Source organism: Streptomyces barringtoniae, assembly GCF_020819595.1.
Classification (GTDB): Bacteria; Actinomycetota; Actinomycetes; order Streptomycetales; family Streptomycetaceae; genus Streptomyces; species Streptomyces barringtoniae.
Window position 1 is genome coordinate 123,482 of record NZ_JAJHNP010000019.1, and the last position, 26,166, is coordinate 149,647.

Here is a 26,166-nt window from a genome sequence, read left to right on the forward strand (position 1 = left end):
GGACAACCTAGTGCACGGGTGTGTCAACCCCCTCTCCCAGAGGGGTCGTTGAGGCGCCGGGGCCGGTGATCGCAGGCACCGGGACCTCGACCGTCGGCACCAGCCGGGCGCCCTCGGGGCCGTACGCCGCCCGGGGTTCGGGGAACAGCCGCAGCAGCGTCAGGAACACGACGGCGGCCACCGCGAGCGACAGCGGCAGGCTGATGTCGACGCCGTTCGCCAGGTCGCCCAGCGGGCCGACGAACTGACCCGGGATGTTCGTGAACAGCACGCCGAGCACCGCGGCCACCCACCAGGCCGTCATGCCGCGCCAGTTCCAGCCGTGCGCGAACCAGTAACGGCCGCCGCGCTGGCGGCGGTTGAAGACCTGCAGCGCGTCGGGGTCGTACCAGCCGCGCCGGGTGTGGAAGCCGAGCATCATGACGACCATCCACGGTGTGGTGCAGGTGATGATCATCGTGGCGAACGTCGAGATCGACTGCACGAGGTCCAGTCCGAACCGGCCGATGAAGATGAACGCGACGGACACCACGCCGACCAGCAGCGTCGCCTGCACGCGGGAGAGCCTCGGGAAGACCGACGAGAAGTCCAGGCCGGTGCCGTACAGCGAGGTCGTGCCCGTCGACATGCCGCCGACCAGGGCGAGCAGACACACGGGCAGGAAGAACCAGCTCGGCGAGATCGCCAGCAGCCCGCCGACGAAATCGGGCGCGGCCGGGTCGACGTACTTCGGAGCCTTCGTCGCGATGATGCTCGCGGTCGCCAGGCCGAAGACGAACGGCAGCAGCGTCGCGATCTGCGAGAGGAACGCGGCGCCGACCACCTTGCGGCGCGGGGTGCCGGCCGGGATGTAGCGCGACCAGTCCCCGAGGAACGCCCCGAACGACACCGGGTTGGACAGCACGATCAGGGCCGCGCCGATGAACGACGGCCAGAACATCGACTTCGTCGCCGCGTCCGCCGAGGCCGTGAAGACACCGGAGTACGACGGGTCGAAGTCACCGGCGAAGGCGATCGCGCCGAGCAGGAACAGCACGGTCGCCGAGGTCACCGCGACCTTGTTGACGAACAGCATGAACCGGAAGCCGTAGACGCACACCGCGAGGACCAGCCCGGCGAACAGGGCGTACGCGACGACGTACGACGGTGTGCCGCGCTCCAGGCCGAACAGCCGGTGCGCGCCGCCGACCAGGGCGTCGCCCGAGCTCCACACCGAGATGGAGAAGAACGCGACGGCCGTCAGCAGCGACAGGAACGAGCCGACCACGCGGCCGTGCACGCCCAGGTGCGCGGAGGACGACACCGCGTTGTTGGTGCCGTTGACCGGGCCGAACACGGCCATCGGGCACAGGATCAGCGCGCCCGCGACGACACCGAGGACGGTCGCCGCCAGCCCCTGCCAGAAGGAGAGCCCGAACAGGATCGGGAACGCGCCGAGCACACAGGTGGAGAAGGTGTTGGCGCCGCCGAAGGCGAGCCGGAACAGGTCCAGCGGGGTCGCGGTGCGGTCCGCGTCGGGGATGCGCTCGACGCCGTAGGGCTCGACCTCGGTGAGGGACGGCGGCGGCGTGGTGGGCGAGTCGGGGGACTGAGGGGGCACGGAGGGCTCCAGCGAGGTCGCGGCGATGGAGCGCTTGGTGGCGCGGCGGTGACGGACGGCCGCTGGTGCCGCGGGGGTGTCGCGGCGGACTCGGGGCCGTCCGGAGCGGTCTGCCGACGGTACGGCTCCGGCGCGGACCCCTGCCAGGGGACGATTCATCCATCTTCGCCGTCGGCAATGGATGAATCGGCCACCTCCTCCGCGTCAGGTCCCTGCGCCCGCACCCGCTGGACGTGTTCCAGCGACTCGCGCAGCTCGGTCAGCCAGTCCTCGGTGTGGCGCTGGACCAGGCGCACGCACCAGGCGAGGGCGTCACTGCGGCTGCGGGCGACGCCTCCGGCGATGAGGGTGTCCAGCACCTGGCGCTCCGGCTGGCGCAGCCGGGTCATGACCGGCGCGGCCACATGCGTGAACAGGGCACGCTCCGGGCCGCACACCACGCCCCACGAGACCTTCCGGCGGAACAGGTGCTCGGCCTCCCGGGCCACCTCCATCCGCTGCTCGCGGGTCCGCTCCCGGAACTCCTGGATCCGGGCGCGCAGCGCGGTCTCCCGCTCGGCGTCCGAGGCGCCCTCGGCGAGCCGGGGTTCGGGGACGCGGCCGATCACCGTGATCTCCTCGCGGTCGGCGCTGATCTCGACCGGTTCCTCGAAGAGATCGTCCGGCAGGCGGCCGGCGAACCAGCCGCGCAACTGCTCCTTTTGATCCGCTGTAATCATGTAATCATGCTTACGCCTCTGCCTTCATGAACGCAAGGAGACGTGAAGGCATCGTGAAAGCTTTCACTCGCAGTGAACCCGGAATGTTTCAGGCCGATTAACGAGCCGGTGATTTTCGGCCATGTGACCGCTTTCCGCGATCAAGAACCGCTCAGTTACGCGGTCAGGCGCTTGCATTTCCGTAACTTCACGCCACTGTTTCAACACGCAAGGTTACTGAAAGCAGCGGGTTCGATGTGTGTTTCGGCGGCGGACTCGGCAGAGTGGCGCTCGCCGCTCCGGCGCCGACCGGGCTCGGAGCCGGCAACCGTCTCTCCAAGCGGAAGGATGCACACAATGCGGAACACCGCGCGCTGGGCAGCGGCCTTCGGCCTCACGGCCGCTGCCGTTTGCGGACCCCTGACCGGGGCCGCCGTCGCTGCACCGGGCGCCGCCCCGTCGTCGCTCTACGCCCCCTCGGCGCTGGTCCTCACCACCGGCCACGGCAACGACGTGGCCACGGCCACCCCGGAGCGCGCCGTCACCCTGACCTGCGCTCCCACGGCCTCCGGCACCCACCCGGCAGCGGCGGCGGCCTGCGCCGAACTGCGCGGCACCGGCGGCGACTTCGACGCCCTCAAGCCCGCCGGCGACGTGTGGTGCAACAAGCTCTACGACCCGGTCGTCGTCACCGTCCAGGGTGTCTGGCAGGGCAAGCGCGTCTCCTACGAGCGCACCTTCGGCAACTCGTGCATGCGCGACTCCGTGGGCGGCGGCGTCTTCGCCTTCTAGAGCCGCCTCCAGGACCGGGATCGCAGCGGACCCCGCATACGCCGGAACAGGTCCGCAACCGGGGAGTGCGGCCCCAGCAGCGGGGAACCTGCGATCTCGCACCGGAGCCGACGGGCGGAGTGGGGCCGCCCGCCGGCTTCCGGGCACACAGCCGCTTCCCGGGCGGGCCTGTGGGGGGCCTTGCCCGGGGAGCGGCGAAAAACAGCCGGTTTCAGCCGCTGCCCTTGGTCTTGCGCCGGTGACTCGTGTCGCACCAGGGGTAGCGGCGACTGCGCCGGCAGGTGCACAGAGCGACACGGAAACGGTCCGAGGACACCGTGGTGCCGTCCTCCAGCTCGACCTCCACCGGTCCCTCCACGAGCAGCGGCCCCTGCCGCTGGACGGTGATCCGACGGGCCCGGTCAGCGGGTTCGTTCGGCACGGACGACCACCAGCTCCTCCGCCTGTGCGGCCGGCGCGAGCAGACCGCGCCGGCGCAGCCAGTCCTCCCGCGAGCGCAGCACCGGGCCGAAGGAGATCCAGCGGCGCCGGACCACCGAGGCCTGCAGGTGTGCGGCGCGCAGCAACCGCAGGGTGCGGTCCGGATCGCTGAGCGCGGAGTGCACGATCAGCAGCACGCCTCCGGGCCGCAGCAGTACGGGTGCGTCCCGGCAGATCCGGTCCAGCAGCAGCCGGCCGTCCCGGCCCGCGTCCCAGGCGCGGGCCGGGCCCCGCGGCCCGCGTCCGGCATCGGGTGCGGGGACGTACGGCGGGTTCGCGAGGATGAGGTCGTAGGTGCGGCCCCGGACCGGTCCGAAGAGGTTGCCGCGCCGGATCCGCACCGGCAGCCGGGTCAGCCAGGCGTTCAGCCGGGCCGTCCACACCGCCAGCCGGGACACGTCCACGGCGGTCACCTCGGCGCCGTGCCGGGCCGCCTCCAGGGCCAGCGCCCCGCTGCCGGTGCCGACGTCGAGCACCCGGGCACCGGGCGGCAGGGCCTCCTCCCGGAGGGACTCGGCCAGCAATTCCGTGTCGTCCTGCGGGGCGTACACGCCCGGAAGTACCACAGCGATCACATGGCGCGAGTACCCCGGCATTCAAGATGTATGGGACATATGTGGCGCCAGGGGTGTGCGCAGCGACGAGTGCCCGGCGCGCCAGTCGGCGAGCAGCCGCCGTGCCAGCCGGTCCTCCAGATACTCGGTAGCGTCGATCCCGAAGGTCACGTCCGCCGCGAGTTCCGGCTCCTCGGCCAGCAGTCCGCCGATCACCTCGTGGCGGACGACCTGTTCGTGGACCGCGTCCGCCTCGACGTGCTCGTCGTAGAAGAACTCCGCCGCGGGTCCGGCACCGGTACGGCGCATGGCCTCGGCGAGCCGCTGCGAGCCCGGCGAGGAGGTGATCTCCACGTCGGCGAAGTGGCCGACCAGAGCGCCGCGCAGCTCGCGGTGCAGGCCGAACAGGGACATCAGGTTGACGACGGCGAGCATCTCCGCGCGGGCCGCGTCCAGATAGCGGCCGTAGGTGCTCTCCAGGCCCAGGTCCGTCATCAGCGCGGCGAACAGGCGGGCGTGGATACGGTCGGCCCGGCCGCCGCCGAACTCGTCGAACTCCACCGCCGCCATTCCCGCCTTGGCCCGGCCCCACAGCCGCGGCAGCACCCAGGCGTGCGGGTCGGCCTCCTTCAGGTGGTACAGCGAGCGCTGGGCGGCGTACTCGCGCAGCTGCCACAACTCGCCCTCGGCGCCGAGGAAATGGGTGACCCCGCTGCCCTCGACGGGTTCGACCAGCAGCGCGGCGAGCGCTTCGTCGAGGCTGTCATGGCCGGGCGTGTCGGCGCGCAGCGCGGACAGGAAGCGGCGCTCCAGCGCGGCGCGGAAACGCAGCAGGCCGGGATCCCACTCGAACTCCGGGCCGACGCCGGCGAAGCCCCGGTAGTGCAGCTCGTAGCAGAGGTACAGGGCGAGTTGCAGATCGTCCCCATAGGGATCAGCCCCCTCCGCCTCGACGGGCCGGGGCAGGGGCCCCGTCCCGCACAGACGACCGGCGACCGCGCCGGAGAGGGGCCCTCGGGACGGAGGCAGCCCGGGCCCCCGCTCGTAGCTGTTCATGGGCACCGGGTACCCCGGCCCAGGGAGGGCACGGCTGGTGGTGCGGCCTCGGCGGATTGGTGGTGGCTGGGCCCTCGGGAAGGGCTGCCCGTGGTTGCTCGGCCTGGCGGGTGCGGCCACTCGGGCCGCCTTGTGGCCACTGGTGACGGCTGGGCCTCGGGTGGGGCGTGGTTGTGGTGCCGCGGGGGGGTGATTCGCCCTGGGGAGGGCGTGGCTGGCCGCACCGCCTCGGGTTGGTCCGGCGGTGGCTGGTCGGGGGTCGGGAGGGCATGGCTGGTGGGGCCGTCTCGGGAGGGTCGCCGGGGTTTGTTGCTGCACGGGAGGGCCGTCGGGGCTTCTTACGGCACGGGAGGTCGCCGGGGCCTGTGCCTCCCTGGGAGGGCCGGGTACCGGGGTCGGTTGCGCCCGGAGCGCATGGGTGATCGCCGGCCCGGAGGGCGCGGCTGGTCCCGTGTGCGGGCTTCTCAGTCCTCCTCCGGCTGTTCAGCCTGCTCCTGCGCCTCGGTGTTCGGCGTGATGGCGTCTCCGGCCTCACCGCCGGCGGCCTTGTCCTCCTCGCGCTTCTCGGCCTCCTCGACCTCCCGGAGCACTTCCTCCAGGGCGGTGTCGAACTGTTCCTTGCGGTCCTTCTCGTCCTGCTCGCTGGTCATGGCCCTCTCCTTCCGCCGTCGTGCCCCTGATCAGCTGAGTTACCCGCCGACGGCCGTCTCAAGCGCCCTGCCGGGGAGTGCGCCGGGGACACCAGGCCGGCACCGCCCGCCGATAGAGCTCGTACTCGGTGCCGAAGCGCCGCACCAGTCCGGGCTCCTCGTACCAGCGGACGAACGCCCAGGTCAGCACCCAGGCGCCGGCGGCGTAAACGAAGAGCACCGGCCGGGCGAGGAGCAGCCCCTGCCCGAGGAGTACGGCGACCACCGCGACGTAGATCGGATTGCGAACGTACCGGTAGGGGCCGCTCACCACCAGTCGCGCAGGCGGCGCGACCGGCGCCGGCGTGCCGAGCCCCTCCAGGGCGAACCGGGTGAAGGCCTCCAGTACGACGGCGGCACCGGCCGCCAGGGGCAGCAGGCCGGGCAGCCGCAGCGGCATCCACCAGTGACCGGCCCGCCAGCCATCGGTCAGCCACCACGGCACCAGAACGGCCGCGCCGCCCGAGACGAGGACGAGGAACAGGGCGCTGCCGAGCGCCGCCGACGCCTTGCGCACACCCCCCACCATGACAGGGCGAGGGGCCGCCGTCTCCCTGCTGACGGCGGCCCCTCGGGCTGGATGGCGCGGGGCCGTCACATGTGGACGACCGGTGCCGCTCCCGCGTCCTGCTGCGGCACCCCGCGCCGGTAGAGCGCGAAGGCGAGCACCGCGCCGGCCGCGAAGAGGCCCGCGGACCACGAGAAGGCGGTCGTGTAGCTCTCGATCGTCGCCTGTGCCCGCACCAGCTTGCTGGTGGCGTCCCGGCCGGAGAGGTAGTCGGTGGCGGCGCTCGCGGCGAGGGTGTTCAGCAGCGCCGTGCCGATCGAACCGCCCACCTGCTGCATGGCGTTGACGGTCGCGGAGGCCACGCCCGCGTCCTCTGCCGCGACCCCGCCGGTGGCCAGCTGCATGGCCGGCGGCATGACCAGGCCGAGGCCCACGCCGATCACGATCAGCTGGGGCAGCACGGCGCTCAGGTAGTGCGAGCCGAGGCCGATGCCGGTCAGCCAGGCCATGCCGGCCGTGGCGATGGCGAAGCCCAGCGGGATGACCGTCTTGGGGCCGAGGCGGGGCACCAGGACGGTGGTGCCGACCTGCGCGGTCACCATCAGTGCGCCGACCATCGGCAGGAACGCCACACCGGTCTTCGTCGGGCTGAAGCCCAGGTTGAGCTGGAGGTAGTAGGTCAGGAAGAGGAACACGCCGAACATGCCCGCGCCGGTGATCAGCACCGCGAGGAAGGAGGCCGCGCGGTCGCGGTCGAGCAGGATGCGCAGCGGCAGCAGCGGATGCGCGGCCCGCGTCTGCCACCCGGCGAACGCCGCGAGCAGCACACCGCCCGCGCTCAGGAAGCCCCAGGTCAGCGGCGAGCTCCAGTCGTGGGTCTCGGCGTTGGAGAAGCCGTAGACGAGGGAGAACAGACCGGCGGCCACGAGGACCGTGCCCGGCACGTCCAGCCTGGCGTTCTCCGCGTCGCGGTGGTTGTCCAGCAGGATCCAGCCACCCGCGAAGGCGACGACCGCGATGGCCACGTTCACGTACAGGGTCCAGCGCCAGTCGAACGCGTCGGTCAGCACACCGCCGAGCAGCAGGCCCACGGCGCCGCCGGCGCCGGCGATCGCGCCGTACACGCTGAAGGCGCGGGCCCGTTCCCTGGCGTTGGTGAACGTGGTGTTGAGCAGCGACAGCGCGGCGGGCGCGAGGAGCGCGCCGAAGGCGCCCTGCAGGGCCCGGGCGACGACCAGCATGGTGAAGCCGTTCGCGGCACCGCCGAGCGCGGAGGCCGCGGCGAAGCCGACGACGCCGACGAGGAAGGCGGGCTTGCGGCCGAACAGGTCGGCGATCCGGCCGCCGAGCAGCAGCAGGGAGGCGAAGGCGAGGGCGTACGCCGTCACGATCCACTGCCGGTTGCCGTCGGAGAAGCCGAGGTCGGTCTGGGCGGACGGCAGGGCGATGTTCACGATCGTGGCGTCGAGGACGACCATCAGCTGGGCGATGGCGATGACCGCGAGGATCCACCACCGCTTCGGCGAGGCCACTTCACCGTGCTCGATGGCGGCGGCTCCTGCTCGGGAGCCCTCGGCCAGGGTCTTCTGGGGCATTGGGAACCACTCCAGGGCAAGTCGTTCGGGTACGGGCGAGCGAACAGCTCGTAAACGAAACTGTTTCGTACACGTCCGACCTTACGACACGTCTAGCGAAACGGCAACGTTTCTTTTCTTGCATTCCTTGACTGGAATATAACTGCCCAGGCATATTGGGCTGCATGTCCGACGCAGCGCTCTGGTCCGCCCTCGCCGACCCCCACCGGCGTGCCATCGTCGCGCTCCTGCTGGAGCGCCCCCGGCCCGTCGGGGAGATCGTCGAGGCCTGTGGACTGAGCCAGCCGAGCACCTCCAAGCATCTGAAGGTGCTCCGGGAGGCGGGCCTGGTCCGGGTCCGGCAGGACGCGCAGCGCCGCGTCTACGCCCTCGACCCGGCGCCGATCGCCGCCCTCGACGCCTGGCTCGAGCCCTACCGCCGGCTGTGGAACCGCAGCCTGGACGCCCTGGGCCGGCGCCTCGACGAGACGTCGGACGACACCTGACACCCCCACAGCGAAGGACCGGAACACCATGCCCGTCGACCTCACCGGCACCTATCTCACCCTGGACGACGGCCGCCCCGCCGTCCGGTTCAGCCGCACCTACGACCACTCGGTGGACCGCGTCTGGCGGTTCGTCACCGATCCCGACGAACTCGCCCAGTGGTTCCCCTCCCGCGCCGAGATGGAGCTGCGCCCCGGCGGCACCATCCGTTTCAGCGGCGACCCGAACATGCCCGAGTCCACCGGCCGGGTGCTCGCCGTCGACCCGCCCCGGCACCTGTCCTTCGCCTGGGGCGGCGACGAGCTCCACTTCGACCTCGAAGCCGTCGGCGAACGGCGCACCCGGTTCACACTCACCAACGTCCTCGGCGCGTCGGACACCGCCGCCCGCAACGGCGCCGGCTGGGAGGTGTGCCTCGCCGCCCTGGACGCCAAGGCAAGCGGCGAGCGCTTCGAGGGCGCGCACGCCGGGGTGAGCGCGCCCTGGAAGGAGTTCTACGACGCCTACATCGGCGCCGGTGTGCCCTCCGGCGCGCCCGTGCCGGGCCTGGACTGACCGGCCGCACCGGTCGCCTCGCCACGACCCGGGCCAGCACCCCGCTCGGCGCGCCGGTACGGGCCGAGGACACCCGTACGGCAGCCGGTCCATCAGCCGGCGTACCTCGGTGTGCGGCACGCCCTTCTGCCGCCAGATGCCCCGGCGTACGGTCGTGATGCCGGCGCCCGCCCTGCGCGCTCCGGTCCGCTGCCCCGCTCCCCGAAACCCATGGTCGTCCCGGCGCACCGGCCGGCGACCCGAGCCCCATCCGTTCACCTGCGGCAGGCGTTCGGCGGGGCTCCGCCGTGCGCGGTGTTTCAGTGTGTGGCGCCCTGGATACACCGCGAAGGTTCGGCCCCGGATTTCGCGAGTCCGTGCCCACACGTCGCAGTGAGGTCGTCACCATGTCCCACGCCCCGCCCCCCGCAGGACCGTCGAAACGCGCCGGGCCGGTCGCGACCTCCGTCCCGGAGGCGGGCCCGGTACTCGGGTCCGCCGGGAACCGTACCGTCCCGGGCGGCACCGCCCTGGTGACGGGCGCCTCCTCGGGCATCGGTGCCGTCGTCGCCCGCCGGCTCGCCGCCGAAGGAGGCTGGCAACTGGTGCTCAACGGGCGGGACGCCACCCGACTGGAGCAGGTGGCCGCCCCGCTCGACGCCCTCGCCGTGCCGGCGGACCTGACCCGGCCGGGCGCCGACCGTCTGCTCACCGATCTGGTCCTGGACCACGCGGGCCGGCTCGACCTGCTGGTTGCGTGCGCAGGAGTGGGCTGGGCCGGCGACTTCACCGGCATGCCGCACGCGCGCATCGACGAGATCGTCGGCGTCGACCTGCTGGCCACCCTGCACCTCGTGCGCGCCCTGCTGCCCCACATGGTCGCGGCCGGCTCGGGACGCATCGTGCTCATCGGGTCCGTCGCGGGCAGCGTCGGCGTGCGCGGCGAGGCCGTGTACTCCGCCGCGAAGGCCGCCCTGGCCGCCTTCGCCGACGCGCTGCGCTACGAGGTGCGCCGCACCGGGGTGGGCGTGTCCCATGTGATCCCCGGCGCGGTCGACACGCCGTTCTTCGAGCGCCGCGGCGCCCCCTACACGAGGGCGTGGCCGCGCCCGGTGCCGGCCGAGCGGGTGGCGGACGCCGTCTGGACCGCGGTGCGGCACGGCAAGGACGAGGTGTACGTCCCCGGCTGGCTGCGGTATCCCGCCCTGGTGCGCGGCGTCGCGCCCGGGCTCTACCGGTGGCTCGCCGCCCGCTTCGGGTGACCTGCCATGATCGGCGTCACCGTGCTGCTCGCGCTGCTCGCGGCCCTGAGCAACGCGTCCGCGTCCGTGCTGCAGCGCCGGGCCGCCGTACAGGAGCCGTACGACGAGGCAGGCGCCGGCGGGGCGGGGTCGGCCGTGCGCCGGCTCGCCCGGCTGCTGCGGCGCCCGTACTGGCTCACGGGCGCCGCGCTGCTGGCGGTCTCGGGGCTGCTGCAGGCCGGGGCGCTGGCCGTGGGCAGCCTTTCCCTGGTCCAGCCGCTGCTCGCCACCGAGCTGCTGTTCACCCTGCTGGTGGGTGGGGTCGTCTTCCGGCGCCGCCCCGGTCTGTGGACCTGGCTGGCCTTCGGCGCCCTCGCCGCCGGACTGGCCGTGTTCCTGCTGGCGGCCGCCCCGGGCGCGGGCCGGCCGACCGCGCCGCCCCGGGCCTGGCTGCTGGGCGGCGGCGGGGCGCTCGCCCTGGTCGTACTCCTCGTGACCGCCGCCCGGCCGACGAAGGGCGCGCCCCGGGCGGCACTGTTCGGCCTCGCCTCCGCCGTGTGCTTCGCCGCCACCGCCGCGCTGCTCAAGGAAGCAGTAGGGCGGCTCGGGCACGGGCCGGCGGCGATGTTCACCCACTGGTCGCCGTACGCCACGGCCGCCGCCGGACTCGTCGCCTTCCTGCTGCTGCAGAGCGCGCTGGGCGCCGGGTCGCTCACCGCCTCCCAACCCGCCCTCACCCTCGGCGACGCGCTCACCAGCGTCGTCCTCGGCTGGGTGCTGTTCGCCGAGGCGATCCACCTCGGGTGGCGGATCCTGCCGGAGGTGATCGGCATCGCGCTGATCGGGGCGGGCAGCATCGGCCTGGCCCGGGCCCCGGTCGTCGGACGGGAGTGGGATGCGCGGTCGCGGGGCGGGAAGGACACCCGGAGGCGTCTGCACCGGACGCACGGTTGAGGACACGTACGGAAGGCGGGTGAGCGATGTCCCCCCTGTCCGGCCGTTCATGGCGGACCGCGGCCGTCCTGCTGCCGGCCGCCGTCGCCGCCGCGCACATCGGACCGGCGGCCACCTGGCTCCCCGGGGTACGGCTGCTGCTGTTCCCGGGGCTCGCCGGCACCGGCCGCCGCCGGCACGTCGCGCTGACCTTCGACGACGGCCCGGACCCGCGGTCGACGCCACACTTCCTCGACGCGCTGGACGACCTCGGCGTGCGGGCGACGTTCTTCGTGCTCGGCGAGCACGTGGTGCGCCATCCCGCGCTGGCCCGGGAGACCGCCCGGCGCGGCCACGAACTGGCCGTGCACGGCTGGACGCACGACCGTCCCTGGCGCCCCGCCCCCGCCCGGGACGCTCGGCAGGTCGCCCGGACCGTCCGCGCGCTGCACGACGTCTGCGGCCACCGGCCGCAGTGGTACCGGCCGCCGTACGGGATCCTCACCTGCGGACGCTGGCTGGCCGCACGGCGGGCCGGGCTGCGGCCGGTGCTGTGGTCGGCGTGGGGCAGGGACTGGACGGCCGAGGCCACCCCGGCGTCCGTGCGGGCCCTGGTCGCGGCCGACCTGCGCGGCGGCGGCACGGTCCTGCTGCACGACTCCGACCGGCTGGGCGCCCCCGGCTGCTGGCGCTCGGCCCTCGGCGCACTGCCCGCCCTGGTGCGGGACTGCCACGAGGCCGGCCTCTCGGTCGGCCCCTTGCGCGACCACGGGACACGCTGCTGACCGGGCTGCCCGCCGAGCGGCTGGACCGGGGCGACCGGTTGCCCGCCACGCGGCAGGTCGGGGCGACCGGCCCTCCAATGCGCCGAGCCCGGCGGTGACACGGGCGGCCGGGCCCGGCGGCTCAGCACAGACCGAGGACCCGCCGAGGCCCTGTGCTCCACGTCCCGGAGTACAGGGCGGGGAGCCGCCCGCGCATCCCGAATCGTCTCGCTCAGGTCGGCCGACCGGCGCACCGGCCGGTTTCCTGGCGGCCGTCGGCGCCCCGAGTTCCCGCGTCGCGTGCGAGTGGACCCGCCGAAGCGTCGGACTGCGCGTCTCGGAGCACAGGGTGCCCGGTGGCCCGCCACGCGGCAGGCCGGGGCGGTCGGCCACCCGACGGGCCGAGCCCGGCGGTGATACGGGCGGCTGGGCGCGGCGGCTGAGCACAGGCGCAAGGAGCCGCCGAAGCGCTGGACTCCGGGTCCGGGGGCACACGTCGAGGAGCTGCCGGATGCGCTCGGTCCCGTGGCGTCGGCTGCAGGTCGCCGGGCGTGCCGGGCCGGTGCCCGCAGGGGCTCCGCGTCCGGGTCTCTCCGCCTCACGACCCGGTCACGTATGCAGGCCGGGGCGGTCGGCCACCCGACGGGCCGAGCCCGGCGGTGATATGGGCGGCTGGGTGCGGCGGCTGAGCACAGGCGCAAGGAGCCGCCGAAGCGCTGGACTCCGGGTCCGGGGGCACACGTCGAGGAGCTGCCGGATGCGCTCGGTCCCGTGGCGTCGGCTGCAGGTCGCCGGGCGTGCCGGGCCGGTGCCCGCGGGGGCTCCGCGTCCGCGTCTGTCCGCCTCATGACCCGGTCACGTACGCCATCGGGTCACCCCGGAACAGCGCCCGCCCCCGTGCCACCCGTTCCACGCGCTGTGGGCTGCCGTCCGTGAGCCTGGCGAGAGCGGACAGCAACGCCGGACCGTCCGGGGCGAGATCGGACACGCCGAGGTCGGCCATCTGGCGGACCCCGTCCGTCCCGTGGCCGGGCAGCGGCCGGTAGCCGATCACGGGCAGTCCGGCCGCCAGGGCCTGTACGGCGGTCTGGCCGGCCGCGTTGTCCACCAGGGCGTACGCGGCGGCCAGCAGCCCGGGCATGTCGTCCACCCAGTCCAGGGCGAGCGCCCCGGGCACCCGCGCCACCCGCGCCCGCAGCCGCGCGTTGCGCCCGCACAGCACCACCGGGAGCCAGCCGGCCGCCGCCAGCAGCCGGGCGGTGGCGTCAGGGCGGTACGCCGCACCCCAGGCGCCCGCGGACAGCAGGACCGCCGGCCGGCCGGGCGCCCGCCCGGCGAAGCGTTCCCGCCACCGCGCAGCCCCGGGCGCCGGCGCGCGAAACCCGGGCGCGACCGCCGGGCCGGTCGTCACGGCGGGCGTGCCCAGGGCGCGGCGCACCTCGGCCGCCGCCCCGTCCGTGAGGCACAGGTACCGGTCGTTGCCGGGGTGCAGCCACTGCCGGTGCACGGCGAAGTCCAGGAGGAAGACGGTGCTCGGCACCCGCAACCGGCCCCGGACCCGCAGATGACCGGTGAGCTGCGCGGCCAGATGGAAGACGGGCACGACCACATCGGCGTCCGTCCGCTCCACGAGTTCCGTCAGCGCGGCGGCGGCGAGCCGGGCCAGCGGCACCCCGCTGGGGCGCGGCCCCCTGCCGCCGCGCAGGAACGCGCCGTAGACGCCGGCGTACGCCCACGGGAAGTGCCGTACCGAGGCCTGGTAGGAGCGGCGCAGACCGTCGCCCAGGCCGTACGGCAGCAGGCGCAGGACGTCGGCCACATGCGGCTCGTGTCCGCGCGCCGCGGCTCGGCGCGCCAGTTCGGCGGCCACGGTGTCGTGACCCGCGCCCATGCTCGCGCTCAGGATCAGCGGCCGCCGCCGACCGCCCGGCTGGGTGGAGGTCACCTCCGCAGGAGTACGCACGGGGTCCGATTCTCCGGTGGAGGCCGCCCGCAAACCGGTCACTCCGCCGCCGTGTCGCCGTACCTCGAAGACATGACACGGCAGCGACGCGAGTTGCCCGGAGCGCGCCGGGATGGATGAATCGGCTTCAGCAGAGCGTGTGGGTGGCGAGCACGGGAGGAGCCGTGAGGCGGTGGCGGCGCGGCCTGCACCGCGCTTGGGAGTGGCTCAGGGCCGAGGCCCTGCTCGAACGCGGCCGTGAGCTGGAACTGATGCACCGGGCCATGGGGTTCGCCACCCTGGCGCTGGTGACGCTGGCGCCACTGCTGATCGTGGTCGCCGCCGCCGATCCCCTGGTGCGGGGCGGCTTCGCCTCGTGGCTCACCGACGGCATGGGCCTGTCCGGCCGGTCCGCCCGTGTGATCACCGACGTCATCAGCCCGCCGCGCAACGTCATCGGCACGACCAGCGTCTGGGGCGGTGTCCTGCTGGCCGTCTTCGGCGTGTCCTTCGGCGGCAGCGTGCAGAACGCCTACGAACGCATCTGGGGCCTGGCCTCCGGCCCCTGGCACCGGGTCTGGCGGCAGGCGACCTGGCTGGTGGTGCTCACCGGCTACCTCTACCAGGAGGTGGCGACCAAGGACGCGCTCCACGGGGGCCAGCGGATCACGCTGTCCGCGGTGAGCGGCATCGTCTTCTTCTGGTGGGGGCAGCGCTTCCTGCTGGGCGGCCAGATCCCGTGGCGCACCCTGCTGCCGGGCGCGCTCGCCACCGTCGTCGGCCTGGCCGGCCTGCGCGCCTTCTCCTACCTCGTCTTCACCCCGCTCATCGTCACCAACGCGCTCAGCTACGGCGCGGTCGGCACCGTGCTCGTGGTCGAGTCCTGGCTGATCGGCGTCGGGTTCGTCATCTACGGCGGTGCCCTGTTCGGCCGCTGGTTCTGCGAACACCACTGGAGGCCGACCCACCACGACCGGCGCGAGGAGGAGGGTGGCCCGCGAAGGGGGAAGTACTGAACGCTTCCGGCCGCCGCGGACGCTACGTCAGCTGGCGGCGCACCAGCTCGTGCAGCCGGCCGGTGGTGTCCGCGAGCAGCTCGGCCGGAGAGCCCTGCTGGACGACCTTGCCCTCCTCCATCACGATCACCCGGTCGGCGTCCAGGACCGTCGAAAGCCGGTGCGCGATCACGACGCGGGTGGCGTTCAGCTTGCGGGTGCTGTCGATGACGATGCGCTGGGTGTCGTTGTCCAGGGCGCTGGTGGCCTCGTCGAAGAACAGGATGCGCGGGCGCCGGATCAGGGCCTGCGCGATCATCAGGCGCTGCCGCTGACCTCCGGAGATCGCACCGTTGCCGGCCACGATCGTGTGCAGGCCCATCGGCATCCGCTTGATGTCCTCCGCGAGCCCCGCCATCTCGGCCGCCGCCATCGCCTCCTCCGGCGTGTACGGCTCGGTGCCGCAGATGACGTCCAGGATGGAGCCGGTGAACGGCTGTGCGTGCTGGAGCACGACCCCGCACTGGCGGCGCACCGCCGACTGGTCGAGCGCCGCGAGGTCCTGGCCGTCGTACAGGATGCTGCCGGAGACCGGCTTGTCGAAGCCGATGAGGAGCCGGAGCAGGGTGGACTTGCCGCAGCCGCTCGGGCCGACGATCGCCACGAACTCTCCCGGCCGTACGGCGAAGGAGACGTCGTCCAGGACGAGAGGGCCGTCGTCGGCGTACCGGAAGGACAGCCGGCGAGCCTCGATCGCACCCGACAGCGGCCCCGGCCGGGTGCTCGACGTCCGCACCTCGGGGGTCGCCTCGAAGACCGGCCTGATCTCCTCGAACAGCGGCAGCGCGGCCACCGCCGAGACGAAGGAGCCGGTCAGCTGGGTGACCGAGGTCAGCACCATCGTCACCGCGGTGTTGAAGGTCAGGAAGTCGGACGCCGACATCGCGCCCCTCGCCGGGCCCGCCAGCAGCATGAACATCAGCAGCGTGCACACCGGCAGATAGATCCCGCCGAGGACCGTGGTGAGGTTCTTGATCCGGCCGACCTTCTGCTGCAGCTCCCGGCTGCGCGCGAACTCCCGCGCCCAGGCCGCGTACGCGTAGTTCTCCGCCGCCGCCACCCGTAGCTTGGGCAGGCCGCGCAGGGTCTGGAAGGCCTGGTTGTTGAGCTTGTTGCCCAGCACCGTCAGCTTCCGCTGCCAGCGCACCTGCCACAGCCCGAGCCCCAGGAACACGGCCGCGATGACGACGAGCATGCCGAGCGCGGCCAGCGCCATCGGCGGGCTGTACCAGAACAGCAGGCCCAGGTTCATCGCGCCGACGGTCACCGACTGCGCGACCACCGGGCCGACGCCCGCCAGCAGCCGCCGCATCGCGCTGATGCCCATGGCGGCGCTGGCGAGTTCACCGGTGGAGCGCTGGGTGAAGAACCGGGTGGGCAGGCGCAGCAGCCGGTCCCAGACGGCCGGCTGGAGCGCCGCCTCCATCCGGCCCTCCAGGCGCAGGATGGACAGGTTCTCCAGCAGCGTGAACGCCGCCGCGACCACCCCGCTCACCATCACGGCCAGGCACACCTGGACGATCAGGCCCGTCTGCGCCCTGGGCACGTACTCGCCGAGCACCTTGCCGGTCGCGACCGGCACCAGCGCGCCGATCGCCACCGTCACCAGGCCCGCGAGGAGCAGACCGGCCAGGTCGCCGCGGGTGCCCTGCAGGCTGAACCGCAGCAGACCGAACGGCGTCAGCGCCTTGTCGGGTAGCGGCCGGTAGAACATCACCGCGCGCGGCTCGAACTCCTCCGCGTTCGCCTTCTCGATCGGCGTCTCACGTCCGGTGCCGGGGTGCACGGCCACATACCCGCCGCGCCGCCACAGCAGCGCGACCGGCGCGCCCGACAGCGCCCGGTGCCCGACCAGCGGGCCTACGTTCTCCCGCCACCAGCGCCCCTGCAGCCGTACGCCTCTGGTGCGCACCCGGGAGGCGAGGGCCACCCGTTCGACGGGGTCGAGGCGTTCGCTCTCGGTGCCGCTCTGCGCGGGCTCGGCGAGCTTGATCCCGGCCGCCTCGGCCACCAGCTTGCAGGCGGCGTAACCGGCGTCGGCGTCGGCCGCGGTCGTCCGGTGGGCCGAGCGCTTGCCGATGGAGGCCAGCAGGGTCTGGTCGGCCTGGGCGCGCACCGCCTCCCCGGCCTTGATCCCGGCGGCCGTGCGGGTCTCGTGGGTGCGCTCCAGCTGCTCTATCCACCGGTCCAGCGCGGTCAGCAGCCGGTACTGCTGGTCGACCATGGACTGCCACAGCGCCGGGTCCATCAGCAGGTCGGCGGCGGCCTCCGCGCCGTACAGCGCGCCGTACTGGACGCTGCCGGGCGGAACCTGCATCCAGAACACGTCGTCGTCGGTGGGCGTCGCGACGCGTTCCTCCGCCATCGGCGCCTGGAAGAGGACGGACAGGCCGCGGCCGACGCCGAGCGCGACCGCGTACTCCAGCGGGCTGGTGGCGGGCGGCACGTACTGGGGGTTGCCGTACTCGTCGTACGACCAGGTCTGGGTGTTCGCCGGCTGGTACAGCTCGCGCAGGTTGATCCGGTGGACCACGCAGTCCCGGACCGGGCGGGCCACCAGGGTGTGCTGGGGCCCGGCGACCGGGCCGAGCAGCAGCGCGCCCGGTTCCAGCCGGCCCAGGTGGTGCCAGTGGCCCTGCTGGACGGCGTCCACCGCGAACAGGTCCAGGGCGCCGGCCGCGACCAGCCACAGCACCTGCGGGCCTTCCAGGTCCAGGCGGTTGAAGCCCGCGCAGTCGACGCGGGTGCCCATGGAGCCCAGCGCACCGAGAACGAGGTCGCCTTCGCCGACGGTCGTCATCTCATCGCTCCCTGACCAGCGCGGCGTACGCGCCACCGTGTGCCACCAGCTCCTCGTGCCGGCCGCGCTCCACGACCGTGCCGTGCTGCAGCACCACGATCTCGTCACTGTCGCGGACCGTGCTCAGCCGGTGCGCGATGACCACGCAGGCACATCCGCGCCGGCGCAGGTTGTCCATCACGACCAGCTCGGTCTCCGCGTCCAGCGCGCTGGTCACCTCGTCCAGGACGAGAATGCTGGGCCCGCGGACCAGGGCCCGGGCGATCTCGAGCCGTTGCCGCTGGCCACCGGAGAAGTTGTGCCCGTCCTGCTCGACCTTGCTGTGGATGCCGCCGGGCCGGCGCATCACCACGTCGTACAGCGCCGCGTCCTTCAGCGCCTCGACCACGGCCTCGTCCGGGATCGACGGGTCCCACAGCGCCACGTTGTCGCGGACCGAGCCCTCGAAGAGGAACACGTCCTGGTCGACGAAGGAGACGGAGGCGGCGAGCGCGCCGCGCGGGATGTCCTCGAGCCGGCGGCCGTCGATGCGGATCACCCCGTCCCACGGGGCGTAGAGACCGGAGATGAGCCGGGACACCGTCGACTTGCCGCTGCCGGAGCCGCCGACCAGCGCCACCTGCTCACCCGGCCCCACGGCCAGGTCGAAGCCGTTCAGCAGGGGTTTGTCCAGGGGGCTGTAGCCGAAGGTGACGTTCTGCAGCTCGACGTGCCCGTGCAGCCGGCGCGTGGAGTCGGCGCCGCCGGGGCGGGCGTAGAGCGGGTCGGCCTGGAAGCTCTCCACGTCCTTCAGCCGGGCCACGTCGGCGGCGAAGTCCTGGATGCGGCCCGCGACACCGTTGAGCCGGGTCAGGGGAGCGGTGAACCGGGTGACCAGCGCCTGGAAGGCGACCAGCAGACCCACCGAGATGTGCCCCTCGACCGCGCGCAGGCCGCCGATCCACAGGATCAGCGCGCTGTTGAAGGTGGCGAGCGTCGGCGCGACCACCCCGAGCCAGGCGCTCGGCACCCCGAGCCGCTGCTGCTCCTCCAGGGTGGTCGCGTGCTGTCCGGCCCACTTGCGGAAGTAGCCGTCCTCGCCGCCGGTCGCCTTCATCGTCTCGATCAGCTGAAGACCGGTGTACGAGGTGTTGGTGAGCCGGGCCGTGTCCGCGCGCAGCTTGGCCGTGCGCGTCGCGCGCAGCCGTACGACCAGCCGCATGGCGACCACGTTGAACAGGGCCACGCCGATGCCGACGAACGTCAGCTGCGGGTCGTAGGTGTAGAGCAGGACGGCGTAGAGCACGACGACGATCGCGTCCACCCCGGCCGCCGCGAGGTCGCGGGCCAGGGTCTCGGCGACCTGGTCGTTGGACTGCAGGCGCTGCACCAGGTCGGCGGGGGAGCGCTGCGCGAAGAACGTCACCGGCAGCCGCAGCAGATGGCGCAGGAAGCGGGCGCTGGAGAGGGTGGAGGAGATGATCCGGCCGTGCAGCAGATTGGCCTGCTGGAGCCAGGTCAGCACCAGGGTGAGCAGGACACAGGTGCCCATCGAGGCGAACAGCACGCCCAGCAGGGAGGTCTGGCCGCCGATGAGGAACGTGTCGATGTAGGTGCGGCTGAGCGCGGGCACCGCGGCGCCGACCGCGACCAGCAGCAGGCTCGCCAGGACGGCGGCGGGCAGGGTGCCGGCGGTGCCGCGCAGCCGGGCCGGCATCGCGCCGAGTACGCCGGGCCTGCGCCCGCCCCTGGTGAAGCCGTCACCCGGCTCCAGCACGAGCACCACACCGGTGAAACTGCCGTCGAACTCCTCCATGGGCACGAAACGGCGGCCCTTGGCGGGGTCGTTGATGTACACGCCGCGCCGGCCGAAGCGGCGGCCCATGCCGTCGAAGACGACGTAGTGGTTGAACTCCCAGAAGAGGATGGCCGGTGCCCGCACCTCGGCGAGGGCGGCCAGGTCCATCTGCATGCCCTTGGCCGTGAGGCCGTAACTGCGGGCCGCCTTCAGCAGGTTGGAGGCCCGCGAGCCGTCGCGGGAGACACCGCAGGCGATGCGCAGCTCCTCCAGCGGGACGTGCCGGCCGTAGTGGCCGAGGACCATGGCGAGGGAGGCGGCGCCGCACTCGACGGCCTCCATCTGGAGCACGGTGGGCGTACGGACCGTGCCGCCACGGGGCTTGGGGACCGGCCGCTTGGCCGGTGCGGCGCGTCTGCGGCCGCGTTCCTGGGTGGCGGTCACGGGAGCAGCCAATCCACGGGGTGCTGGTCGGCCAGCTTGATCGAACCGGAGGCGAGCGTCATGGAGTCGAGCCGGAAGGGGGGCCCGTCGCTCGTGGACCAGCGGTAACCGCTCTTGGTGGCCGTCGACTTGTCGAGTGCCACCAGCACGGCCACCGGGCGCCCCTTGCCGGTGAACTGCTGCCCGAGCTGGCTGTCGCCGAGGAACGCGGAGATCGACTGGGCGGACTGCGCGGTGCGGTCCACCGACTTCACCTGGCCGCGCAGCACGCCGTAGGTCTGCGTCGGCACCGAGGACACGGTGAGGTCGACGGAGGCGTGCGCCGGGATGGCGGCGGCGTTCTCGGCGGGCACGTACACGGTGGCGTACAGCGGGTCGGAGGCGTGGGCGACCTTCTCCACGGCGGCCACGTTCGTGCCGGTCTGGATGATCTGCCCGATGGTGGCGGCGAGCGTGGTGACCCGGCCCGCGGCGACCGTGCGGACCACCGAATCACCTTGGCCGGTACGGACCTTCAGGACCGGTGCGTTCGCGGGCAGCCGCTCGCCCTGCTGGGCGAGGACGGCCGTGACCTGGCCGGAGACCGGGCTCTGCAGCAGGTAGCTGCCCTGCCCGTGTGTGAGGACGGCCGGTGCGCTCACCGTGGAGGCGACCGAACCGGTCATGGCCCACACGGAGGCGGCGGCCATGACGACGACGGTGACGCCCAGGGCGCGCCAGCCCTGGGGGCGGGCCAGCCGCACCGGAAGGTCCAGCTCTTCGGGCGACTGGAGCTTGGCGAGGGCCTGTTGGCGGAATTGCACGGAACTTCCCTCACCTGGGGGAGAGACGCTGGTGTTTCAGGACATCGATGAGCCCCGGAGCCGAGGGACGGCTCCGGGACCTTCGATGCAACGAGGTGCGATCAGAGACCGGCGACCAGGTTGGTGACCGGCTGAACGTTCAGGCCGGTGACACCCTCGACGGTGCCGATGGCCGTGTCCACCGCGCCGGAGACCGGAGCAACGCCGTTCACGGCACCGGTGACGGTGTTCAGGGTGTTCAGGGACAGGCCGCCGGAGACGCTGTCCAGCTCGGCGTCCGAGATCTCGACGGTCTCGACCTGGGGGGTGGAGTTCATGATGGAACTTCCCTTCCTATAAATATTTCACAAGGGGAGCGGCCCCCTCTGGGGACAGACGGACGGCCGCGACCGCGGGCGCCGGACCCCCGTCTCCGGGAGCCCGCCGCGACCCCCGCGGTGCGATGGATCAAAGCACGCAGGCGGCACGCGCTTCCAATCAACCAGGGCTCTCACCAGGGCACTTGGCTCGGGACGGGCGCCATCCGTGCAGGCGTGGGCACGACATGTCGGCCACTCCTTCACATGCCGCACCGCATCGTCGCGTACGAGGGCTTGCCCGCAGGATCGCGAATCCGGCACTCCGCGCCAAAGGAGTGACGGGGGGCGCGCGAATGTGCAGATCCCCGGTCGTCAGTGACTTGGTTGAGTATTCAATGTGTAGATTCCCTGAAGCAGGGATTCCGCATCGAGCACGGAACGGACCGTTACTGATCGGTAGCGGAACGTGTCAGCCCAGAATGGCGTAGACCGTGCTCGCCCGGGCCGCGAGCGTGCCCGAATCCGCGTCGCTCAGGGTGATGTCCGCGAACGCCATCCGGCGGCCCAGCTTCGTCAGGACCGCTTCGATCCGGACATCCGAACCGGTCACCGCCCGCTGGAACGACGTCGACTGCTGAACCGTCGTCATCGGCACGAAGCCGCCCCGCGCGGCGGACACCGCGATCACCGTCGCCGTGTCGGCGGCCGCCATCAGCGCCTGCCCCGACAGTCCGCCGCCCTCCCGGGCCAGCCGCTCGGACCAGGGCAGTCGCAGCACGGCCCGGTCCTCGCCCACCGCCTCGACGGTCAGCGCGAGATCGAGCACCCAGGGGGCGAAGTTGGCGGAGAGGATCTTGTCGGCTTCGGCGGGGGTCATCGTCATATGGGGGATTGTTCCCGGCCGCCCGCTGTGACACGCGGAGGGTGGCCGATTCGCCCGCCCGGCACGGCCGTTGGGAAACGGAATTGAACACACCGCACGGCCGGTGCGTACGTACGGCCATCCAGGCGCCCCGATACGAACTGCCCGCAAGCGGCAGACCCCGTCCCCAGGAGGTCGAGAAGTTTGAGTCACAAGCGAATGCCCAAGCGCAAGGCAGCGATAGCGGTGGGCGGTGTCGCGGCGCTCGGAGCGGCAGCCATTCTGCTGCCCAACGCCAACGCGTCCCAGGACAAGAACCAGGCATCGGGGACCACCGGCACCGCGAGGACCCTGAAGGCCACGCAGGCCTCCGGCCTCGCCGCCCAGCTGCAGAAGGTCCTCGGCGACGCCGTCGCCGGGTCGTACTACGACAGCGGCAAGCAGCAACTGGTCGTCAACGTGGTCAGCGGCGACAACAACGTGATCGCGCAGGTGAAGAAGGCGGGCGCGGTCGCGCGCCAGGTGAGCAACAGCACCAGCGAGCTCAAGGCCGCCGCCACGACGCTGAAGACCAAGGCGACGATCCCCGGCACCTCCTGGGCCGTGGACCCGCGCACCGACAAGGTCCTCGTCACCGCCGACTCCACCGTCACCGGCGCCAAGTGGAACAGACTGCAGTCGACCGTGCAGAGCCTCGGCTCCGGCATGGCGACGCTGAAGAAGTCCGCCGGCACCTTCAAGACCTTCGTCTCGGGCGGCGACGCCATCTTCTCCCAGACCCAGCAGGGCGGCGTCCGCTGTTCCCTCGGCTTCAACGTCACCGCCTCCGACGGCAGTCCCGCCTTCCTGACGGCCGGTCACTGCGGAGTCGCCGCCAAGGACTGGTCCGACTCGCAGAACGGCCAGCCCGTCGCCACCGTCGACCAGGCCAAGTTCCCCGGCAACGACTTCTCGCTCGTCAAGTACAACGACCCGAGCACCCAGGCACCCAGCGAGGTCAACACCGGCAACGGCCAGACCGTCCAGATCACCCAGGCCGCCGACGCCACCGTCGGCGAGACCGTGTTCCGCATGGGCTCCACCACCGGTCTGCACGACGGCCAGGTCACCGGCCTCGACGCCACCGTGAACTTCGCGAGCGAGACCGTCCCGGGCGGCACCGACACCGTCAACGGCCTCATCCAGACCAACGTCTGCGCCGAGCCCGGCGACAGCGGCGGCTCCCTGTTCACCCAGGACGGCGGGGCGGTCGGCCTCACCTCCGGCGGCAGCGGCGACTGCACCAGCGGCGGTGAGACCTTCTTCCAGCCGGTCACGGCCGCCCTGCAGGCCACCGGCGCGACCCTCGGCGGCGGCAACGCCGCGGGCGGTGCGGGCGACCAGTCCGGCTCCGCGGACCCGTCGGCCTCGGCGGGCGACCAGTCCGGGGCCGGTGACCAGTCCGGCTCCGCGGACCCGTCGGCCTCGGCGAGTGACCCGGCCGGCGCGGCCGGCGACCAGAGCGGCGGCTCGGCCGACCCGACCGCCTCGGCCGGCGGTCAGTCCGGGAACGGCGCCGGCTCCGGCGACCAGTCCGGCAGCGGCTCCGCGAACGACGGGTCGTCCCTGACCAGCACCCGCTGAGCAGCGCCCCGGAGGGGCGCACCGCACTACCCCTGCCTGTCCGACACCCCCGTCGCCCCGCCGGCCTCACCCGCGGTTCCGGTCGGCGGGGTGACGGTCCGGCCCTCCGGCGGGAGGGCCGGACCGTCACGCGTCGTCGGACGCGCGCAGCAACAGCACCGCCACGTCGTCCACCCGCGCCCGCGTCGCCGCGGTGTGCTGGACCACCTCGTCCGCCAGCCTCTCCAGCGGCTGGTCGCCGGCCTCCGACAGCAGCGCGCCGAGGTCGACCAGCGCCTCCTCGATGTCGACGTCGGGCGCCTCCACCAGGCCGTCGGTGTACAGGACGAGCACCGAGCCGGGCGCGAAAGACACCTCGGTCGTCGGATACACCGCGCACGCGTCGATCCCCAGCAGCGGGCCCCCGGCCAGGTCCAGCACCCGCACCCGCCCGTCCGGCCGTCTCAGCAGCGGCGGCGGATGCCCCGCCCGCGCCATCACGGCCTGCCCGCGCGCCGGGTCCAGCCGCAGATACAGGCAGCTGGCGAACAGCTCGGTGCCGAGGTCGATCAGCAGCCGGTTCGTGCTGCTCATGACCTCGTGCGGGGCCTGACCGACCGTGGTGTAGGCCCGCACCCCGGTGCGGATCTGCCCCATCAGGCCCGCCGCGGTCACGTTGTGCCCCTGCACGTCCCCGATCACCGCGGCCGTGAGCGGCAGCGTCGGCACCAGGTCGTAGAAGTCTCCGCCGATCTCCATGCCGTGGGTGGCCGGCAGATAGCGCGCGGCCGCCTCGATGCCGGGCGGCGGTGCCAGCGAGTTCGGCAGCAGGGCCTGCTGGAGCCCGTGCGCGAGCCGGTGCTTGGCGTCGTAGAGCCTGGCCCGCTCCAGCGCCTGCGCGATCAGGCCGCCCAGGGAGGTCAGTACGGCCCGCTCGTCGGCCGGGAAGACATGCGGCTCGGCATACGCCAGCACACACGTGCCCACCGGCCGCCCGGACGCGATCAGCGGCAGATACGCCCAGGCCGCGAAGTCGTCCTGGGTCTCGGGCCGGCCCGGATACAGCCGTTCCAGCTCCTGCTGGGAGGCGAAGAACGCGGGCACCCCGCTGTTCAGCACCTGGGTGCCCGGGGTCCGCTCGGTCAGCGGCAGCCCGTGGAACCTCTCCACGGTGCGCGGGTCCGGGTACCCGCGATGTCCCAGCACGTCCAGCCGCCCGCCCTGCGAACCGAGGACCACCATCGCCTGGCTGCCGACCGCCGGAGCCACCTCGTCCCAGACCAGCTGGACCACGTCCTGCACTCCGACCGCCTCGGTCAGCGCGCCCGCGAAGCTCAGCACCTGCGAGATCGTCACCAGCCGCGGCGGCGCGTCCTTTCGCGCCGGGCCGCGCGCCATCTCCGCCACCGCCCTGGCCCGGCTGATCCGCACGCTCAGCCCGGTCGTGCTCGGATACATCCGGAACGACAGCCACTCGCCCGGCGGACGCAGTGCCACGAACGACGTCGCCCGCTGGCTGAGCAGCGCCCCGCGGTAACGGTCCTCGTACACCGGGTCGTTCAGCCAGGGCACCGATCCCCACAGCGGCGTGCCCAGCAGTTCCCCGGCCGGTCTGCCGAGCAGCTCGGCGGCGGCCGCGTTGACGAACCCGATCCGGCCGTGCAGGTCCAGCGAGACCAGCCCGTACGGCAGCCGCGACACCATCCGCGTCGCCTCCACCGAGCCCAGCGTGTCCGCCACGGCCGACACCGGCTCCGTCAGCATGTCGGCCTCGTCGTCGAGCGTCCGGTCCTCCCACGCGGCCCGCTCCAGCCGCAGCGCCAGCCGTTCGCAGGCCGCCCACAGATGGTCCCGCTCCCAGTCGGACAGCTCCGGCGGATGCGCCCCGGGCCAGGTCACGAACACCGCGCCGTACACCTGCCGCTCGGTCGCCACGGGCAGCGCGGCCAGCGCGAACGGGTACGGGAGCACCACCGCGATACGCGGATAGCAGCGGGCCATCTGCTCCTCGCCGCCCACCCACACCAGCCGCCGGTCGCGCACCGCGTCGGCGACCGGGATCGGCGCGGACAGCCCGACCCGCTCCCACGGCGCCGCGAACGCCCGGGGCATGCCCGCCATCACCGTCATCTCCAGGACCGGCTGGTTGGACCTGAGCAGGTAGACGGCGCCGGAGTGCGCGTGCACCTCCTGCATCATCGAGACCAGCGCAAGCGACATCACGGTGTGGGCGGTCGGTGCCCCGTCGGCCACCGGTGCCGGTCCCGGCCCGTCGGACACGGCGACCACCTCCTCGCCCGGCCGCGTCGCGCATTCTGGGCACAAGATTCCCTCGCGGGCGCGCACCGCGCACGGCGAGCACCCCGGCCGCCCGCCGGGGTCCCCCGTGCGCAGACGGCTCGCGGTACCCCGTCCGGCCGCACCCATGCCCGACCAGCGGAAGCGCGGACGGCGTACGGGCGCCTCACGTGCGCCCCCGCGCACCCTGATGGCCAGATCTCCGCGCCCGCGAACGGTACCGGCACCCAAGAATGGGCACGCGCTTGCCGTGCCCGGGCCACGGCACGGACCGTGGCGGACCGCGAGGGGCAGGAGGAGCGGACCACGACCGCGCGGGCGGCGCGACGACGAGGAACGGAAAGAACGGACGTA

The 26,166-nt window shown here is 73.0% G+C and carries 23 protein-coding genes; 8 read left to right on the forward strand and 15 right to left on the reverse strand.

Annotated elements, in window-relative coordinates; all coding sequences use genetic code 11:
* Positions 1-7: 7 nt before the first annotated feature.
* Both LMU33_RS30000 and abmR read right to left on the reverse strand, forming a co-directional pair.
* Positions 8-1,600: a purine-cytosine permease family protein gene (locus LMU33_RS30000; protein WP_228623764.1), complete on the reverse strand. Its 1,593-nt coding sequence runs from the start codon at positions 1,598-1,600 to the stop codon at positions 8-10.
* Between the two features lie 155 nt (positions 1,601-1,755).
* Complete coding sequence (gene abmR, locus LMU33_RS30005; RefSeq protein ID WP_228623765.1) at positions 1,756-2,319, reverse strand: ATP-binding transcription factor AbmR; 564 nt, start codon at positions 2,317-2,319, stop codon at positions 1,756-1,758.
* A 336-nt stretch (positions 2,320-2,655) separates the two neighbouring features.
* Here abmR and LMU33_RS30010 point away from each other — a divergent pair, with 336 nt between their 5' ends.
* Positions 2,656-3,090: a protease inhibitor gene (locus LMU33_RS30010; RefSeq protein WP_228623766.1), complete on the forward strand. Its 435-nt coding sequence runs from the start codon at positions 2,656-2,658 to the stop codon at positions 3,088-3,090.
* A gap of 211 nt (positions 3,091-3,301) precedes the next feature.
* Here LMU33_RS30010 and LMU33_RS30015 read toward each other — a convergent pair whose 3' ends face one another.
* The 6 genes from LMU33_RS30015 to LMU33_RS30040 all read right to left on the reverse strand — a co-directional run bounded on the left by LMU33_RS30015 (position 3,302) and on the right by LMU33_RS30040 (position 7,972).
* Complete coding sequence (locus LMU33_RS30015) at positions 3,302-3,511, reverse strand: CDGSH iron-sulfur domain-containing protein (protein WP_228623767.1); 210 nt, start codon at positions 3,509-3,511, stop codon at positions 3,302-3,304.
* The gene (locus tag LMU33_RS30020; RefSeq protein WP_228623768.1) at positions 3,492-4,166 is read right to left on the reverse strand and encodes a HemK2/MTQ2 family protein methyltransferase; all 675 of its coding nucleotides are present in this window, start codon (positions 4,164-4,166) and stop codon (positions 3,492-3,494) included. The genes LMU33_RS30015 and LMU33_RS30020 overlap by 20 nt, the downstream gene beginning before the upstream one ends.
* The gene (locus LMU33_RS30025) at positions 4,167-5,180 is read right to left on the reverse strand and encodes an iron-containing redox enzyme family protein (protein ID WP_228623769.1); all 1,014 of its coding nucleotides are present in this window, start codon (positions 5,178-5,180) and stop codon (positions 4,167-4,169) included. It lies immediately after the preceding gene.
* Positions 5,181-5,644: 464 nt separating this feature from the next.
* Positions 5,645-5,830 carry a hypothetical protein gene (locus tag LMU33_RS30030; protein ID WP_228623770.1) on the reverse strand — a complete coding sequence of 62 codons (186 nt, stop codon included), beginning with the start codon at positions 5,828-5,830 and terminating at the stop codon, positions 5,645-5,647.
* A 58-nt stretch (positions 5,831-5,888) separates the two neighbouring features.
* Positions 5,889-6,386 carry a methyltransferase family protein gene (locus LMU33_RS30035; protein WP_228623771.1) on the reverse strand — a complete coding sequence of 166 codons (498 nt, stop codon included), beginning with the start codon at positions 6,384-6,386 and terminating at the stop codon, positions 5,889-5,891.
* Between the two features lie 77 nt (positions 6,387-6,463).
* On the reverse strand, positions 6,464-7,972 hold the full coding sequence (locus tag LMU33_RS30040; protein WP_228623772.1) for an MFS transporter: 1,509 nt from the start codon (positions 7,970-7,972) through the stop codon (positions 6,464-6,466).
* 164 nt (positions 7,973-8,136) lie between these two features.
* On the opposite strand from LMU33_RS30040, the gene LMU33_RS30045 reads away from it, so the two are divergent.
* From LMU33_RS30045 to LMU33_RS30065, 5 genes are all read left to right on the forward strand, one after another.
* On the forward strand, positions 8,137-8,457 hold the full coding sequence (locus LMU33_RS30045) for an ArsR/SmtB family transcription factor (protein ID WP_228623773.1): 321 nt from the start codon (positions 8,137-8,139) through the stop codon (positions 8,455-8,457).
* A 28-nt stretch (positions 8,458-8,485) separates the two neighbouring features.
* Positions 8,486-9,013, forward strand: coding sequence for an SRPBCC family protein (locus LMU33_RS30050; RefSeq protein WP_228623774.1), 528 nt, complete (start codon positions 8,486-8,488; stop codon positions 9,011-9,013).
* Between the two features lie 386 nt (positions 9,014-9,399).
* The gene (locus LMU33_RS30055; RefSeq protein WP_228623775.1) at positions 9,400-10,254 is read left to right on the forward strand and encodes an SDR family NAD(P)-dependent oxidoreductase; all 855 of its coding nucleotides are present in this window, start codon (positions 9,400-9,402) and stop codon (positions 10,252-10,254) included.
* A 6-nt stretch (positions 10,255-10,260) separates the two neighbouring features.
* Complete coding sequence (locus LMU33_RS30060; RefSeq protein ID WP_228623776.1) at positions 10,261-11,187, forward strand: DMT family transporter; 927 nt, start codon at positions 10,261-10,263, stop codon at positions 11,185-11,187.
* Between the two features lie 26 nt (positions 11,188-11,213).
* Positions 11,214-11,951, forward strand: coding sequence for a polysaccharide deacetylase family protein (locus LMU33_RS30065; RefSeq protein ID WP_228623777.1), 738 nt, complete (start codon positions 11,214-11,216; stop codon positions 11,949-11,951).
* A gap of 823 nt (positions 11,952-12,774) precedes the next feature.
* Here LMU33_RS30065 and LMU33_RS30070 read toward each other — a convergent pair.
* Complete coding sequence (locus LMU33_RS30070; protein ID WP_228623833.1) at positions 12,775-13,821, reverse strand: MGDG synthase family glycosyltransferase; 1,047 nt, start codon at positions 13,819-13,821, stop codon at positions 12,775-12,777.
* A gap of 188 nt (positions 13,822-14,009) precedes the next feature.
* Between LMU33_RS30070 and LMU33_RS30075 the strand changes: the two genes are divergently transcribed.
* Positions 14,010-14,888, forward strand: coding sequence for a YhjD/YihY/BrkB family envelope integrity protein (locus tag LMU33_RS30075; protein ID WP_249814437.1), 879 nt, complete (start codon positions 14,010-14,012; stop codon positions 14,886-14,888).
* 22 nt (positions 14,889-14,910) lie between these two features.
* On the opposite strand, the gene LMU33_RS30080 is transcribed toward LMU33_RS30075, so the two are convergent.
* The 5 genes from LMU33_RS30080 to LMU33_RS30100 all read right to left on the reverse strand — a co-directional run bounded on the left by LMU33_RS30080 (position 14,911) and on the right by LMU33_RS30100 (position 21,933).
* Complete coding sequence (locus LMU33_RS30080; RefSeq protein ID WP_228623779.1) at positions 14,911-17,727, reverse strand: NHLP bacteriocin export ABC transporter permease/ATPase subunit; 2,817 nt, start codon at positions 17,725-17,727, stop codon at positions 14,911-14,913.
* Between the two features lies 1 nt (position 17,728).
* Complete coding sequence (locus LMU33_RS30085; protein WP_308280822.1) at positions 17,729-19,948, reverse strand: NHLP family bacteriocin export ABC transporter peptidase/permease/ATPase subunit; 2,220 nt, start codon at positions 19,946-19,948, stop codon at positions 17,729-17,731.
* Positions 19,945-20,751 carry an HlyD family efflux transporter periplasmic adaptor subunit gene (locus LMU33_RS30090; RefSeq protein ID WP_228623780.1) on the reverse strand — a complete coding sequence of 269 codons (807 nt, stop codon included), beginning with the start codon at positions 20,749-20,751 and terminating at the stop codon, positions 19,945-19,947. The genes LMU33_RS30085 and LMU33_RS30090 overlap by 4 nt, the downstream gene beginning before the upstream one ends.
* 101 nt (positions 20,752-20,852) lie before the next feature.
* Positions 20,853-21,068, reverse strand: a complete 216-nt coding sequence (locus tag LMU33_RS30095) for a type A2 lantipeptide (RefSeq protein ID WP_228623781.1) — start codon at positions 21,066-21,068, stop codon at positions 20,853-20,855.
* A gap of 451 nt (positions 21,069-21,519) precedes the next feature.
* Positions 21,520-21,933, reverse strand: coding sequence for a PaaI family thioesterase (locus LMU33_RS30100; protein ID WP_228623782.1), 414 nt, complete (start codon positions 21,931-21,933; stop codon positions 21,520-21,522).
* Positions 21,934-22,131: 198 nt separating this feature from the next.
* On the opposite strand from LMU33_RS30100, the gene LMU33_RS30105 reads away from it, so the two are divergent.
* A complete protein-coding gene (locus LMU33_RS30105; RefSeq protein ID WP_228623837.1) occupies positions 22,132-23,535 on the forward strand; it encodes a S1 family peptidase in 1,404 nt (467 codons plus the stop codon).
* Between the two features lie 126 nt (positions 23,536-23,661).
* Here the strand turns inward: LMU33_RS30105 and LMU33_RS30110 are convergent, their stop codons facing one another.
* Positions 23,662-25,803, reverse strand: a complete 2,142-nt coding sequence (locus LMU33_RS30110; protein ID WP_372478080.1) for a SpoIIE family protein phosphatase — start codon at positions 25,801-25,803, stop codon at positions 23,662-23,664.
* Positions 25,804-26,166 lie beyond the last annotated feature (363 nt).